General features: G+C 64.5%; 11 protein-coding genes and 1 tRNA gene. 4 read left to right on the top strand and 8 right to left on the bottom strand.

Annotation, left to right across the window (positions count from 1 at the left end):
* Positions 1 to 239 precede the first annotated feature (239 nt).
* Positions 240 to 1,469, top strand: a complete 1,230-nt coding sequence (chrA, locus tag QZ613_RS06495; protein WP_291867247.1) for a chromate efflux transporter — start codon at positions 240 to 242, stop codon at positions 1,467 to 1,469.
* 164 nt (positions 1,470 to 1,633) lie between these two features.
* Here the strand turns inward: chrA and QZ613_RS06500 are convergent.
* From QZ613_RS06500 to QZ613_RS06515, 4 genes are all read right to left on the bottom strand, one after another.
* Positions 1,634 to 1,710, bottom strand: a tRNA-Val gene (locus tag QZ613_RS06500).
* A gap of 146 nt (positions 1,711 to 1,856) precedes the next feature.
* The gene (lolA, locus tag QZ613_RS06505) at positions 1,857 to 2,498 is read right to left on the bottom strand and encodes an outer membrane lipoprotein chaperone LolA (protein ID WP_291867244.1); all 642 of its coding nucleotides are present in this window, start codon (positions 2,496 to 2,498) and stop codon (positions 1,857 to 1,859) included.
* Positions 2,498 to 4,846, bottom strand: a complete 2,349-nt coding sequence (locus QZ613_RS06510; protein WP_291867241.1) for a DNA translocase FtsK — start codon at positions 4,844 to 4,846, stop codon at positions 2,498 to 2,500. Before QZ613_RS06510 ends, lolA begins: the two co-directional genes overlap by 1 nt.
* 42 nt (positions 4,847 to 4,888) lie before the next feature.
* Entirely contained in the window at positions 4,889 to 5,599 is a 711-nt protein-coding gene (locus tag QZ613_RS06515) for a Crp/Fnr family transcriptional regulator (protein WP_291867238.1), read from the bottom strand.
* Positions 5,600 to 5,763: 164 nt separating this feature from the next.
* Here QZ613_RS06515 and trxB point away from each other — a divergent pair, with 164 nt between their 5' ends.
* Together trxB and QZ613_RS06525 are read left to right on the top strand one after the other, a co-directional pair.
* On the top strand, positions 5,764 to 6,729 hold the full coding sequence (trxB, locus tag QZ613_RS06520; RefSeq protein WP_043564488.1) for a thioredoxin-disulfide reductase: 966 nt from the start codon (positions 5,764 to 5,766) through the stop codon (positions 6,727 to 6,729).
* A 72-nt stretch (positions 6,730 to 6,801) separates the two neighbouring features.
* Positions 6,802 to 7,362, top strand: a complete 561-nt coding sequence (locus QZ613_RS06525) for a Smr/MutS family protein (protein WP_291867234.1) — start codon at positions 6,802 to 6,804, stop codon at positions 7,360 to 7,362.
* 41 nt (positions 7,363 to 7,403) lie between these two features.
* Here QZ613_RS06525 and QZ613_RS06530 read toward each other — a convergent pair whose 3' ends face one another.
* The 4 genes from QZ613_RS06530 to QZ613_RS06545 all read right to left on the bottom strand — a co-directional run bounded on the left by QZ613_RS06530 (position 7,404) and on the right by QZ613_RS06545 (position 11,065).
* The gene (locus QZ613_RS06530; protein WP_043564414.1) at positions 7,404 to 7,742 is read right to left on the bottom strand and encodes a P-II family nitrogen regulator; all 339 of its coding nucleotides are present in this window, start codon (positions 7,740 to 7,742) and stop codon (positions 7,404 to 7,406) included.
* 86 nt (positions 7,743 to 7,828) lie between these two features.
* The gene (locus QZ613_RS06535) at positions 7,829 to 9,439 is read right to left on the bottom strand and encodes an NAD+ synthase (RefSeq protein ID WP_291867231.1); all 1,611 of its coding nucleotides are present in this window, start codon (positions 9,437 to 9,439) and stop codon (positions 7,829 to 7,831) included.
* Between the two features lie 63 nt (positions 9,440 to 9,502).
* Positions 9,503 to 10,051: an inorganic diphosphatase gene (gene ppa / locus QZ613_RS06540; RefSeq protein WP_043564418.1), complete on the bottom strand. Its 549-nt coding sequence runs from the start codon at positions 10,049 to 10,051 to the stop codon at positions 9,503 to 9,505.
* A 138-nt stretch (positions 10,052 to 10,189) separates the two neighbouring features.
* Complete coding sequence (locus tag QZ613_RS06545; RefSeq protein WP_291867227.1) at positions 10,190 to 11,065, bottom strand: alpha/beta fold hydrolase; 876 nt, start codon at positions 11,063 to 11,065, stop codon at positions 10,190 to 10,192.
* Positions 11,066 to 11,248: 183 nt separating this feature from the next.
* On the opposite strand from QZ613_RS06545, the gene QZ613_RS06550 reads away from it, so the two are divergent.
* Positions 11,249 to 13,585 (top strand): SUMF1/EgtB/PvdO family nonheme iron enzyme, encoded by a 2,337-nt coding sequence (locus QZ613_RS06550; RefSeq protein ID WP_291867224.1) that lies wholly within the window; start codon positions 11,249 to 11,251, stop codon positions 13,583 to 13,585.
* The last annotated feature ends 4 nt before the right edge of the window (positions 13,586 to 13,589 follow it).

The following is a 13,589-nucleotide window of genomic DNA, read 5'->3' on the forward strand; positions in this document are numbered from 1 at the left end:
TTCTCACTCCTTCTTTTTCTGGTTGACGCGGAACACCGACCCCTCGCTGTTGACGGGCCATGGTAGCGCATTGCGCGACGGGGGCATAGCGGCGCCGGCTACCCACGTCGGTCCTCAGGCTTTCACCGCACAGGCCCAAGCGCGCTGTTCGGCGATCGCCCAAGGCGCTTCGCCGGACAGCGCGCCGATCCTCGCTTATCATCGCTGGCGGGCAATCAGAATGATGGGGTGAAGCGAGCATGAAGTCGCCGCAAACGAACAGCGGTGCCGCGCAAGAGACCAGCGCGTGGCCAATTTTTCTGATCTTCCTTCGTCTTGGGCTGACGTCGTTCGGCGGCCCCGTCGCTCACCTCGGCTATTTTCGCGAAGAGTTCGTCAACCGCCGCCGCTGGCTCAGCGACCGGGCCTACGCCGATCTGGTGGCGCTGTGCCAGTTCCTGCCCGGTCCGGCGAGCAGCCAGGTCGGCATCGCGCTGGGCCTGTCGCGCGGCGGCTACGCGGGTGCGCTGGCGGCGTGGACCGGCTTCACGCTACCGTCCGCGATGGCCCTGATCGTTTTCGCGCTGGGGATCGCGAGCTGGGGCGACGTCCTTCCGGCGGGCGTGCTCGACAGCCTCAAGGTGGTCGCCGTGGCAGTCGTCGCGCAGGCCGTCTGGGGCATGGCGCGAAACCTTTGTACCGACACGCCGCGCATTTCGATCATGGTTGCCGCCACCTGCACGGTGCTGGCCTGGCCCAGCGCCCTGGGCCAGGTGGGGGTGATCGTCGGCGCCGCGATTCTTGGCCTGCTGCTGTTCAAGGCCGGGCCCGACCTGCCGCACGAGCCATTGCCGATCACCGCCAGCCGACGGGCCGGAGGAGGGTGGCTGCTGCTGTTCGTGCTTCTCTTGCTCGGCTTGCCGATCGCCGCACAGGCATGGCCCGCCGGCACGCTGGCGATGATCGACGCTTTCTACCGCTCGGGATCACTGGTGTTTGGTGGTGGCCACGTCGTCCTGCCGCTGCTGCAAGCCGAGGTGGTGCCCACGGGCTGGGTGAGCAATGCCTCGTTCCTGGCCGGCTACGGCGCTGCCCAGGCGGTACCCGGCCCGCTGTTCACCTTTGCCGCTTTTCTTGGCGCGTCGATGAACCAGGCGCCCAGCGGCTGGCTCGGCGGCGTGATCTGCCTGGTCGCGGTTTTCGTCCCGTCGTTCCTGCTCGTCTTTGGCGCGCTACCATTCTGGGAGCAACTTCGCCGCAGCGCTCACACGCAGGCGGCCCTCTCCGGCGTCAATGCCGCAGTCGTCGGCCTGCTGCTCGCTGCCCTCTATCAACCGGTGTGGACCAGCGCCATACGCCAGCCAGCCGACTTCGGCCTGGCGTTGATCGCGCTGGTCGCCCTGATGTTCTGGAGACTGCCGCCGTGGCTGGTGGTGATCGCCAGCGCCGTTGCGGGGGGACTGATGAGTGCTCTCGGGGTGGTCGGCTGAAGGCAATGGCGGGGCGCTGGCTGCTCGTTGTCGCCCGAACGATCGGGCTCGTAAAGGGGGTGACGGTTGGCAGCGCCGGGCGCAAAAGAGAAGCCGCGGGCACGGAAAAGCCGCCCATGGGCGGCTTCTCCGTACGGTGCATCTACCTGATTCCTGCGGAATTCTGGTAGGCGCGATTGGAATCGAACCAACGACCCCCACCATGTCAAGGTGGTGCTCTAACCATCTGAGCTACGCGCCTTCGTCAAAGTCAGTGCGGCTGGACTTCAAGGAAGTGCGCATTATACGGTGCGGGAAAATCAAGTCAAGCGTGCCAATGATTCTCCATCGTTCAACAGACAGCACGGCGACCACCCCAGGAGCCCCATTCATCGGGCGACCTGCGTCTCACTCGCCGAGCACGTCGGTATTCGGCGGCGGGGTGAAGCGAAACAGCGACGGGGCGAGTTGCGGGTTGCGTTCGATACGTGCAAAGACCAGCGAGCTGGTTTGACCGAGGCTGTCGAGCAGGATCATGGCGCGCAGTTCGTCGCCGGCAAAGCCGAGGCTGACCTTCTCGAAACCGCTGTCGGTGGTCCTGGGAACGGCTTCCACCCACTCCAGCCCGTCACGCTCGCCGGTCTCGCGCAGGCTGAAGTCCTTCTCGATGCGGCTGTCGCCGGCGAGCAGGGCGGCCGGCGTGCCGCCCAGCGCTGGGCCGGCCTTTCTGACCGTCACCTGGCGCAGATCCGGGTCGTAGATCCATATCTTTTCGCCGTCGCCGACGAGCAGCTGGGCGTACGGCTTGTCGATCTGCCAACGGAATTTTCCCGGGCGGGAAATGACCATCACGCCACTCGACAGCTGCCCCTGGCGTCCGTTGCGGGCAACGACGGTCTGCGAGAAATCGGCGCGCACGGTGCGCGTCGAATCAAGGAACTGGTGCAGCTTGTCGATCGCGCCGGCGTTCGCCAGTGGGGCGACAAGCAGGCAAGCGCCTGCGCAAAGGGCTTGCCGGAGGCGATTTCGCCGCAGCGGGGTTTGCTGCATCACTCGCCTTCCTTGCGGGCCAGGACTTCGCGACCACCACGCGCGTCCATCGCCGAGACCAGGCCGGCTTTTTCCATGGCTTCGATCAGGCGCGCCGAGCGATTGTAGCCGATGCGCAGGTGACGCTGGACGAGCGAAATCGAGGCTCGCCGGTTCTTGAGCACCACTTCGACCGCCTGGTCATAGACCGGGTCGGCCTCGCCATCGGTATCGAGGCCGCCGTTCTCGCCCCCGCCGTCGCCGTCAGCGTCGCCGCCCGCGCCGGTAAGCACGCCTTCCAGATAGTCGGGGGTGCCCGATTTCTTGAGATGATCGACCACCCGATGCACCTCCTCGTCGGCAACAAAGGCGCCATGGACGCGCGTTGGATAGCCGGTTCCCGGCGCCAGGTAGAGCATGTCGCCCTGGCCGAGCAGCGCCTCGGCACCCATCTGGTCGAGAATCGTGCGCGAGTCGATCTTCGACGAGACCTGAAACGAGATGCGCGTCGGAATGTTGGCCTTGATCAGACCGGTGATCACGTCGACCGACGGCCTTTGCGTCGCCAGGATGAGATGGATTCCGGAGGCCCGCGCTTTCTGCGCCAGGCGGGCAATCAGTTGTTCGACGGTCTTGCCGGCAACCATCATCAGGTCGGCGAGTTCGTCGATGACGACGACGATGTGCGGCAGGATCGACAGGGGCTCGGGCGTCTCCGGGGTCAGCGAGACCGGGTTGGCGAGCTTTTCGCCGCTCTTCTCGGCGTCCTTGATGCGATGGTTGAGACCCGCGAGATTGCGCACGCCGATCGCTGACATCAGCTTGTAGCGCTTGTCCATCTCGGCGACACACCAGCTGAGCGCGTTGGCCGCCTGCTTCATGTCCACCACCACCGGTGCGAGGAGGTGGGGAATACCTTCGTAGATCGACAGTTCGAGCATCTTGGGGTCGACCAGGATCAGGCGTACCTGGTCCGGCTCGGACTTGTAGAGCAGCGAGAGGATCATCGCGTTGATGCCCACCGACTTTCCCGATCCGGTGGTGCCTGCGACGAGCAGATGCGGCATCTTGGCGAGATCGACGACCACCGGCTGGCCACCGATATCCTTGCCCAGGGTCATCGTCAGCGGCGAGTGCATGTCGTGGTATTCCTTGCTGGCGATGATTTCCAGCAGGCGCACCATCTGTCGTTTCGGATTCGGCAGTTCCAGCGCCATCGACGACTTGCCGGGAAGCGTTTCGACGACGCGCACCGAGATCAGCGACAACGAGCGCGCCAGGTCCTTGGCCAGATTGAGAATCTGTGCGCCCTTGACGCCGATTGCCGGCTCGAATTCGTAGCGCGTCACGACCGGGCCCGGGTAGGCCGCAGTGACCGTTACCTGGACGCCGAAGTCGGCCAGCTTGCGCTCGATCAGACGCGAGTTGTACTCGAGTGTCTCGGGGCTGACGCGTTCGCTGTGCAGCGGCGCCGGTTCGAGCAGGTGCAGTGGCGGCAGCAGGCCGCCGCTGACCGCCTCGGGGAAGAGCGGCGCCTGGCGTTCGCGGTCGATTCGCTTTTCGACTTTCGCAGGCAGGGGCGCGGCAGCGGCAGCCGCGATGACCGGTTCGCGCCTTTCGATGAGGATCGGCTCGTGCGTTTCGCCGCGTCTCTTCTCGACCTCGACGACCGCTTCGCGTTCGCGGGCGACTTCGCGGCCGATGCGACGGTCCTGCCAGCGCTCGAAAACGCGGTGGACCCCCAGCACTGCGCGTTCGAAGAGGGCACCGATACCCTCCGCGGCAGCCAGCCAGGAAACCCCGGTGAAGATACTCCAGCCGAGCGCCAGCAAGGCGAAGAGAGCCAGCGTCGCACCCGTGTAACCGAGGTTGCGGACGCTGAACGCGGCCAGTTCGATACCGATCATGCCGCCCGGACCGATCGGAAGCGGTGCCTTGAGGCTATAGAAACGCAGCGTTTCCAGGCCGCTGCTGGCGACGATCAGGACCAGAAAACCGCCCAGGGCGATGTACAGCGGCCGCCGATCGGCGGGTCGCTGTCCGTCCAGGCGCCGGTAGCCCCACCAGACGAAGACCAGGAGGAGAACGATCCACCACCAGGCGGAAAGTCCAAAAACGTAGAGCATCAGGTCGGCCAGCCAGGCACCCCCGCGGCCGGACGGGTTGTGCAGCGTCGTCGTGTAGACCGCGTGCGACCAACCCGGGTCGTCCGGGTTGTAGCCCCACAGGGAAAGCGCGAGAAAGCTGGCGACAACGATCAGGATCAACCAGCGCGACTCCTCCAGGAGCACGGCGATTTTCTCGGGCAACGGACTCGGCGCTCGCGAGGTATAGGAGAACCGGCCGGTAAGTTTGTTCAGTAAAGCCATCGGTACGCTTGAAGTACTTGGTGAGTGGTTGCTAAGCCTGTTTCAGGAGCGGGGAGTCGCCGCGCTCGGCGCCGGCACACGCTTTTCCAGGATGACAATGCGGCCGTCCTCGACGCGGAAGTATCTCTGATTCTCGAGATCCTTCATCACCCGGCTGACCATTTCGCGCGAGGCGCCGATCATCTTGGCGATGTCCTGCTTGGTCAGGCGACGGCGGATGATGCGCTCGCCACGCTCTTCTTCCGAGAAGTCGAGAAGCAGCTTGGCGACTCGCCCGTAGACGTCCATCAGCGCCAGGCTCTCGATATTGCGGTCGGCTTCGCGCAGGCGCTGGACGAGACTCTTCATGATATTCAGACAGAGATCGAAGTTCTCGGCCAGGCAACGCTTGAAGTCGTTCTTGGTGATCACCAGCAATTCGCAGGTCTCGGTGGACATCACGTCGGCCGAACGCGGACTGCCGTCGATGAGCCCCATTTCGCCGAAGAACTCGCCTGGACCGAGGAGGGTCAGAATCACTTCGCGCCCTTCTTCGTCGCTGTTGAGCACCTTGGCACCGCCGCTGATCAGCACGTAGAGCGAGTCGGTGCTGTCGCCGGCGCGGACGATCGTCGTCAGGCGCGGAACACGACGATGGAAAGCGACTTTCGCGATCTGTTCGAGTTGCGCATCGGGTACACCGGCAAAGATGGGAATGCTGTGCAGCAAAGTCAGGCTTGGTCCTCTCCTGGGCTGTTCGACCTGGGTGTTCATGAGGCATTCTCTCGTCAAGTGAAGTTATTTCTATCAAGGGCTTGCGCGGCGATTATAAGGCACTTTGCAGGATTCGAAAGCAAACGCGCGACAAACTTGGCGGCAGAAGGCGCGCTTTTGCCGGTTATAATTTTTTGCGTCAACCACTACCAGAGTTCATCAAGATGACCGAAGCGACCCGCCACTGCCGCCTGCTGATCCTCGGCTCCGGCCCCGCCGGCTACACGGCAGCCGTCTACGCTGCGCGCGCCAACCTCAAACCGGTACTGATCACCGGCCTGGCGCAGGGCGGGCAGTTGACCACGACGACCGACGTCGACAACTGGCCAGCCGACGCGCAGGGCGTGCAAGGACCGGAACTGATGCAGCGCTTCGAGGCGCACGCGCGTCGCTTCGATACCGAGATCGTTTTCGATCACATCCATACCGCCAGGCTGAGCGAGAAACCGCTGACCCTGATCGGCGACTCCGGTACCTATACCTGCGATGCACTGATCATCGCCACGGGGGCTTCGGCCCAGTACCTGGGCCTGCCTTCCGAAGAAGAATACGCCGGCCGTGGCGTTTCCGCCTGCGCCACCTGCGACGGCTTCTTCTACCGCAATCAGCCGGTGGCGGTCATCGGCGGCGGCAATACCGCCGTCGAGGAGGCACTCTACCTGGCGAACATTGCCAGTCACGTGACGCTGGTACACCGGCGCGACAAGCTGCGTAGCGAGAAAATCCTCCAGGACAAGCTGTTCGCCAAGGAGAAAGCCGGCAAGGTCAGCATCCGCTGGAACTGCACGCTCGACGAGGTGCTCGGCGATCAATCGGGCGTCACCGGCATGCGTATCCGCGACAAGCTGTCCGGCAGCAGCGAAGACATTCCGCTGATGGGCGTCTTCATCGCCATCGGACACCGACCGAACACCGAGTTGTTCGTCGGCCAACTGGCGATGGAAGGCGGTTATCTGATCACCCAGTCGGGCCTGAAGGGCAATGCCACGGCGACGTCGATCCCCGGCGTCTTTGCTGCCGGCGACGTACAGGATCACATTTACCGCCAGGCGTGCACTTCGTCGGGCAGCGGGTGCATGGCCGCGCTCGACGCCGAGCGCTATCTCGACGGCCTTGGCCTGGCGGGCTGACGCTGCGCAGCGTCGGCTACGCGACTGCCTTGCGGGAAGTGCTGGACGCCGGCGCAGGAACGAGCTTTTGCAATGACTCAGCACAAGCAAGCGAGTAGCGAGGACCTCGACGCTTTCCTGGCCGCGGTTGACGGCGCAACACCGCTGTCGCGGCCCGACCGGGTCAGCTTCGAAGCACCGAAGCCCAGTCCTCGCCCGCGTCAGCGCGAACGCGACGAAGCGGCGGTACTCGGCGAATTGCTGCACGCACCGCTGGCCGTCGACGATTGGCTCGACCTCGGCGGCGCCGACTCGTTCCTGCGCAGCGGACTGCCGCGGACGCTGCTGCGCGACCTGCGCAGGGGCCGCTGGAGCATCCAGAATCACGTCGACCTGCACGGCATGAACCGCCATGAGGCGCACGAGGAGGTGGCGGTTTTTCTCAGCGAATCGATGGCTGAGGGCCGGCGCTGCCTGCGCATCGTGCACGGTCGCGGCAATGGATCTCCCGGTCGCGAAGCGATCCTGCGCCAGCTGGTCAAGGTCTGGTTGAGCCGTTGCCAGGAGGTGCTGGCATTCTGTCATGCGCCGCCTTGCGACGGCGGCGATGGGGCCCTGTGGGTCCTCCTGAAAGCCGGTGGCAAGCGGCGCTGACACCGCCAGTCAGCACGTCCAGAGCGCGCAGGCTTGGCCGCTCAGATCGCCGATTCGTCGAGTTCGCCGGTGCGGATGCGCACCACCTGCTCGACCGCCGTGACGAAAATCTTGCCGTCACCGATCTTGCCGGTCCTCGCCGCCTTGACGATGGCGTCAATGGCCCCTTCGACGACGGCGTCGGTAACCACGATCTCGATCTTCACCTTGGGCAGGAAATCGACGACGTATTCGGCGCCGCGGTAGAGTTCGGTATGCCCTTTCTGGCGACCGAAACCCTTGACCTCGGTCACCGTCAGGCCGGTGACGCCGATTTCCGACAGGGCTTCGCGCACTTCATCGAGTTTGAATGGTTTGATGATCGCTTCAATTTTTTTCATGGCCTTTTCTCCCGGGAAGATCGTAAAGAAATCCTATCAGAAATATGGCATCGATAATTGATCGCTGCGACGATCAGCGCCGACGATCAGTACGGATCGCGATAACGATTGGTGATCGGATAGCGCCAATCCTTGCCGAAACCACGCTGCGTGACACGAATTCCAACCGGAGCCTGACGGCGCTTGTATTCGCTGATTCGCAACAGCTGTACGACCCGCCGCACGTCGGCTTCGGCGTAGCCGCTGGCAACGATCTCGCGCGGGCTGATGTCTTTTTCCATGTACGCGGCGACGATTGCGTCGAGCACTTCGTACGCTGGCAGGCTGTCCTGATCGGTCTGGCCGGGCTTCAACTCGGCGGATGGCGGGCGGCTGATGATCAGTTCCGGAATCACGTAGGAACGCGTATTGCGCCAGCGTGACAAGCGGTAGACCCAGGTCTTGGCGATGTCCTTGATGACCGCAAAGCCGCCCGCCATGTCGCCATAGAGGGTGCAATAGCCGACCGCCATTTCCGACTTGTTGCCGGTGGTGAGGACCAGCGAACCGGTCTTGTTGGAAATGGCCATCAGGATCATGCCGCGGATCCGGGCCTGCAGATTCTCTTCGGTCGTATCCGCGGGCAGGCCGGCAAACTGATCTGCGAGCATCCCGGCCATGGTTTCCATCGCCGGCGCGATGCCGATTTCGTCATAGCGAACGCCGAGCAGGCGGACCATTTCGCGCGACTCCGAAAGGCTGATCTCGGCCGTGTACGGGGAGGCCATCATGACCGCGCGCACGCGCTCGGCGCCGAGGGCATCGACGGCGATGGCCAGCGTGAGCGCCGAATCGATTCCTCCCGACAGGCCGATGATCGCACCCGGGAAGCCGTTCTTGCCAAGGTAGTCACGCACGCCGAGAACCAGCGCCTGATAGACCTCGGCTTCGATGCACGGCGCCGGGACAATGCTCCCTGGCTGTGGCTCGCCATCGACGATGTCGACCACCGCCAGCGCTTCCTCGAACTGCGGCAGTTGGCAGCACAGCGTTCCCCGCGAGTCGAGAACGAATGAACCGCCGTCGAAGACCAATTCGTCCTGGCCGCCGGCCAGATTGGCGTAGATCACCGGCAGGCGGGTACTGGCGATACGCTGGCGGAGGACTTCGGTACGCCTCTCGCGCTTGCCGATGTGATAGGGAGAGGCGTTGAGGACGAGCAGAATCTCGGCGCCGGCCTGGCGGGCCAGATCAGCGGCACCTGCTTCCCAGACGTCGGCGCAGATATTGACGCCGCAGCGCACGCCCTTGACGGTCAGCACGCACGGGCCTTCGCCGGAGTCGAAATAGCGTTCTTCGTCGAACACCTCGTAGCTCGGCAGGCGCTGCTTGTAGTAGGTGGCCACGCGCACGCCGTCGCTGATCAGCGTCGCCGCGTTGTAGCAGCGGTAGCCGCGCCGTTCCGGATGGCCAACGAGAACCGCGATTCCCTTGACCTTGGCGGCGAGGGCGTCGAGCTCGGCTGCGCAAGCGGCGGAGAAATCCTCGCGCAGCAGGAGGTCCTCCGGCGGGTAACCGCAAAGCGCCAGCTCCGGTGTCAACAGCAGGTCGGCGCCTTGCTCCCTGGCGCGCTCGGCAAAATCGAGGATACGCGCCGAGTTGCCGGCAAAGTCGCCGACCGTCGCGTTGATCTGGGCAATGGCAATCTTGAGAGGCATGGGCGCAGGCACCAGCGAAAGGGGCGCTTGCGCGCCCCTTGATCATGGTTGAAAAGAAACGGCTCAGTAGTGCGGCTTATCCTTGGCATCATTGAAGCGCTGCACGCCTTCCATGATTTCCTTCTTGGCCTCATCGACGCCCAGCCAGCCGGCGACCTTGACGAACTTGCCGCGCTCCAGATCCTTGTAGTGGGCAAAAAAGTGCGAGATCTGGTCCAGGATGACCTGCGGAAAGTCGCGCGGTGATTCGATGTCGCGATACATTTGCGTCAGGCTGTCAACCGGAACCGCCAGTAGCTTGCCGTCCTGCCCGGCCTCGTCTTCCATGGCCAGCAGGCCGATCGGCCGGCAGCGCACGACCACGCCCGGCGGCAGGGCAAACTGGGTCACCACTAGGACGTCGACCGGGTCGTCGTCGCCGGCGATGGTGTGCGGGATGTAGCCATAGTTGCAGGGGTAGTGCATGGCGGTCGACATGAAGCGGTCGACGAAGACCTGTCCGCTTTCCTTGTCTACTTCATACTTCACCGGATCGGCATGCATCGGGATTTCGATGACGACGTTGAAATCATTCGGGAGTGCTTTGCCCGAGGGCACGCGATCTAGGCCCATGTAAGTTCTCTCTGCTGGTTGGGGAATGCCTCATTATACGCGCCTATCGTTGAGCGAGGGCTCGCCGGAAGACATTGGCGTGGCCGTCGGACTAGCACCGGGTAGTGGCCCACCGACGCGTCGAGACGGTACGCGCCGTCAGGCGACACAGGCCAGCGCGCTTGCTTCGCCTGCCCTGGTTGCTGCCGCGCCCTGTTCGAGCCCTTTCAGCCAGGCGAGAACCGGTGCCGCGCAATCGTGCCAGTGCTCATCGAGAATCAGTGCGTGCCCGGTTTCGGCGACGACCTGCAGTTCGGCGTTCCAGCGCCGGGCGAGCGGACGGATCAGCTCCGGCGGAAAGACCGTGTCGAGTTCGCCGCCGACGACGAGCACCGGCAGCGCCGGCGGCGGCTTGGGCGACCATCTCCAGCAGCCGAGCAGCGCCAGGTCACAGACCGCCCGTGCCGACTCGGGCTGTACCAGCTGAGCGAAGCGCAGCAGCGTTTCCGGCCTGGTCGTCGGCGAGAAGTAGACCTCCTTGATCATGTGCAGTGCGGTGGCACTGACCCGCCCCCTGGTCACGTTAACCACTTCGCAAAGAAACTTGGGGTATTTGAGCAACAGCTTTGTCGCCGACTCGAGCGTGCCGTTGATCGGCACGGGCGCAAGCAGGACAGCCGCCGCGGCGAGCGATTGCTCAAGGAGGCGTTCGGCAATGAACGCACCCATCGAATGCCCGATGACGATAGGTCGTTGGTCGAAGCCGGCGACGACCTGCTGGGCGTCGGCCAGGTAATCGTCGAGACTCAAGGCGTCCAGATACTCGCGCCCGTCGCTGCCACCATGGCCGGAAAACTCGAGCGCGTGGCAGTCGTAGCCATGGCTGGCAAAATAGGGGAGGAAGTGAACATCCCACGAACGCGCATCAACATAGCCACCGTGCAGAAAGAGCAGCGGCGGGCGCTGCGAGGGGGTACTCGGTGCGCGGTGGAGGGTGTGGAGCTTGTGCGGCCGATGTTTGCGATGTGGGTCCATGAGCGGTCTCCGGAAGCGATCCCCAACTATAGGCCAGATCGCGTTGCAACGGCGAGGCCAGTCCTTGGCTGGTCCACGGCGCGCGCGAAGTCCTCACCGCAGCAAGTGCCCGGCCAGGAGCTTCCGCGTCCCCGGCTTTCGGCCTATGATGTCGCCAGGATGTTGCCTGAGGCTTGATCTGAAATGACTCATAGCGCCGCCGCACCTTCCCCCTCGAACAAGGCCGCCAGGCAGACGGCGGTGCCCGGAACGAGCCAGACCGATCCGCCGGGCCAGCGCACGGTCGATTGCGCCGCCAATCCCTATCCTGGCCTCGCCGCGTTCAAACCCGAAGCGCATCACCTGTTCTTCGGGCGCGACGAGGATAGCGAAAGGGTCGTCGCGCGCTTGGCGGAAACGCGCTTGATCAGCGTCATCGGCCGCTCCGGCACCGGCAAGTCCTCGCTGGTCGCCGCCGGTGTCGTGCCGCGCTTTGCCGCGCTGCTCGGCGGGCTGAGCTATCTTCGCTGCGAGCCGCAGGGCAGTCCCTTCCACCAGCTTGCCGACGTGCTTGGTCGCGAGCTTCCCGGAACGGATTCTGCGATCGCTCACCAAGCCGTCGACAGCGTACAGCGCGCGCTCACCGAAGCGAGTGATTCGCGGCAGTCGGAAGAACGCCTTGCCGTCGCCAGCATCGCTTTGCTGCGCCAACGAAAGCGCCCGCTGCTCCTGCTGCTGGACCAGTTCGAAGAGTTGTTTACGCTCACGCCGGTGGCTTGCGCGCTCCGCTTTCGCCAGCTCTTCGGCGCGCTGCTCGACATCGACGACCTGTACCTGGTGTTGACGCTGCGCAGCGAATTCACCGTTCGCCTGATGGAATGGCTGGGTGAGGACCTTTTTCGGGCGTCACTGGTGGCCCTCGAACCGGTCACTGGCGAGGCGCAACTGCAGGCGATCATCACCGGCCCGGCGCAAGCCTGTGGTGTTCCGGTGCAGGCCGAACTGGTTTCGACACTCCTCTCGGCGGCCAGAGCCAGCAAAGGCGCGCTGCCGTTGATCGCCTTGGCCCTCGAACGGATGTTCGAGGAGCGCGACGCCCGGCAGGGCCTCACCCTGGCGGCCTATGAACGCATGGGTGGACTGGCCAGCATCGTCGACACGGCGGCTGCCGGCATCGAACGATTGATCGACAGCGAACCGCAGCTGGAGCTCGCTTGTGCCCGACTGTTTGCCGAACTGGCGACGGTGATCGACGAGGTGCCGACGCGGCGGACGGTCGAAATCGCAGCTTTGCGCGCCGATCGGCAGATCAGCCGACTGGTCGATGCCTTGCGCAGCCAGGGCTTTCTGTCCGACCCCGACGACCAGCACGTCGAGTTCGCCCACGAAACGCTGCTGACCCACTGGCCGCGCCTGCGGCAGTGGTGCGCCCGCTATCGCGACAGCCTGTCGCTTCGGCGGCAGGCGAAAATGGCGGCCAGGGAGTGGTGGCAGCTCGTCGCGCAGGAGGCCGGTTCGCCGCCTGCCGGCCGGTACGGCAGCCATCCCCAGCTGTGGAGCTGGGAGCGGCAGAAGCCGGTGTTGCTGGCCCTGCTCGATCTCAGCCACCGCGCAGCGCTGGCCGAAGCAGACTTCCGCGATCCCGGCATTGCCGCCTGGCGTACGCTGGCCGCGCACCTGGACAAGACACTGCATCGTTTTCTGCGGCCCGAACCGCTGCGCCTGCTCGACGAATTGGCGAGCGACGAGACTCAACATCATCGCCGCGAAGAGATCGGCCTGCGCCTCAATCAGATGGGCGACCCGCGCCGCGGCGTAGGGCTGACGGCCGAAGGCCTGCCGGATATTGTCTGGATCGACATCGCGGGTGGGGAAGTGCAGCTCGAAGGCAAGGCCAGCGAGGTCTTCGTGGTCAAGCCCCTGCGCATTTCCAGGTACCCGATCACATGGCAGCAATACGGCGCTTTCCTTGCCGCTGACGATGGCTATCGCGATCGTCGCTGGTGGCGAAAGCTGGTGCAACGCAAACAACCGGGCGAGACGCGCTGGGGTTTTCAGAACCATCCGGCCATCAACATCGCCTGGAGCGACGCCGTCGCCTTCTGCCGCTGGTTGAGCGAGCGCTTGGCGTTGGCCGGGCCGGAGGTCATCCGCCTGCCGACCGAGTGGGAGTGGCAGTGGGTCGCTCAGGGCGGGCCGATGCGGCGAAAATATCCATGGGGCAGCGAATGGAACCCGGCGCGGGCCAACAGTCACGAGAGCGGCACGGGTCGGACGATGGCCGTGGGCATGTATCCGCTGGGCGCGCCGGAAGGAGAGACGGTAGCCGATCTCGCGGGTAACGTCTGGGAATGGTGCCTGAACGAATACGACCATCCTGGCAACACGCAGATCGGTGGTGACATCTCGCGCACGCTGCGTGGCGGATCGTGGCTCGATTTTCCGGGCGACCTGCGGGCGGCCAAGCGCGAAGAGTTCTCGCCCGATGACCGCGACGGCGATATCGGTTTCCGCGTGGTGCTCGCGGCGCCGCTCGAATAGGAAG

The sequence above is a fragment of the Candidatus Accumulibacter sp. ACC005 genome (assembly GCF_907163215.1).
GTDB classification, from domain to species: domain Bacteria; phylum Pseudomonadota; class Gammaproteobacteria; order Burkholderiales; family Rhodocyclaceae; genus Accumulibacter; species Accumulibacter regalis.

Excerpts from the sequence above, each read along its gene's own strand:
- lolA (WP_291867244.1), bottom strand. The coding sequence starts at position 2,498 with ATGCAGCAAACCCCGCTGCGGCGAAATCGCCTCCGGCAAGCCCTTTGC.
- QZ613_RS06550 (WP_291867224.1), top strand. The coding sequence starts at position 11,249 with ATGACTCATAGCGCCGCCGCACCTTCCCCCTCGAACAAGGCCGCCAGG.
- QZ613_RS06510 (WP_291867241.1), bottom strand. The coding sequence starts at position 4,846 with ATGGCTTTACTGAACAAACTTACCGGCCGGTTCTCCTATACCTCGCGA.
- ppa (WP_043564418.1), bottom strand. The coding sequence starts at position 10,051 with ATGGGCCTAGATCGCGTGCCCTCGGGCAAAGCACTCCCGAATGATTTC.
- QZ613_RS06545 (WP_291867227.1), bottom strand. The coding sequence starts at position 11,065 with ATGGACCCACATCGCAAACATCGGCCGCACAAGCTCCACACCCTCCAC.
- QZ613_RS06515 (WP_291867238.1), bottom strand. The coding sequence starts at position 5,599 with ATGAACACCCAGGTCGAACAGCCCAGGAGAGGACCAAGCCTGACTTTG.
- QZ613_RS06530 (WP_043564414.1), bottom strand. The coding sequence starts at position 7,742 with ATGAAAAAAATTGAAGCGATCATCAAACCATTCAAACTCGATGAAGTG.
- QZ613_RS06535 (WP_291867231.1), bottom strand. The coding sequence starts at position 9,439 with ATGCCTCTCAAGATTGCCATTGCCCAGATCAACGCGACGGTCGGCGAC.
- QZ613_RS06525 (WP_291867234.1), top strand. The coding sequence starts at position 6,802 with ATGACTCAGCACAAGCAAGCGAGTAGCGAGGACCTCGACGCTTTCCTG.
- trxB (WP_043564488.1), top strand. The coding sequence starts at position 5,764 with ATGACCGAAGCGACCCGCCACTGCCGCCTGCTGATCCTCGGCTCCGGC.
- chrA (WP_291867247.1), top strand. The coding sequence starts at position 240 with ATGAAGTCGCCGCAAACGAACAGCGGTGCCGCGCAAGAGACCAGCGCG.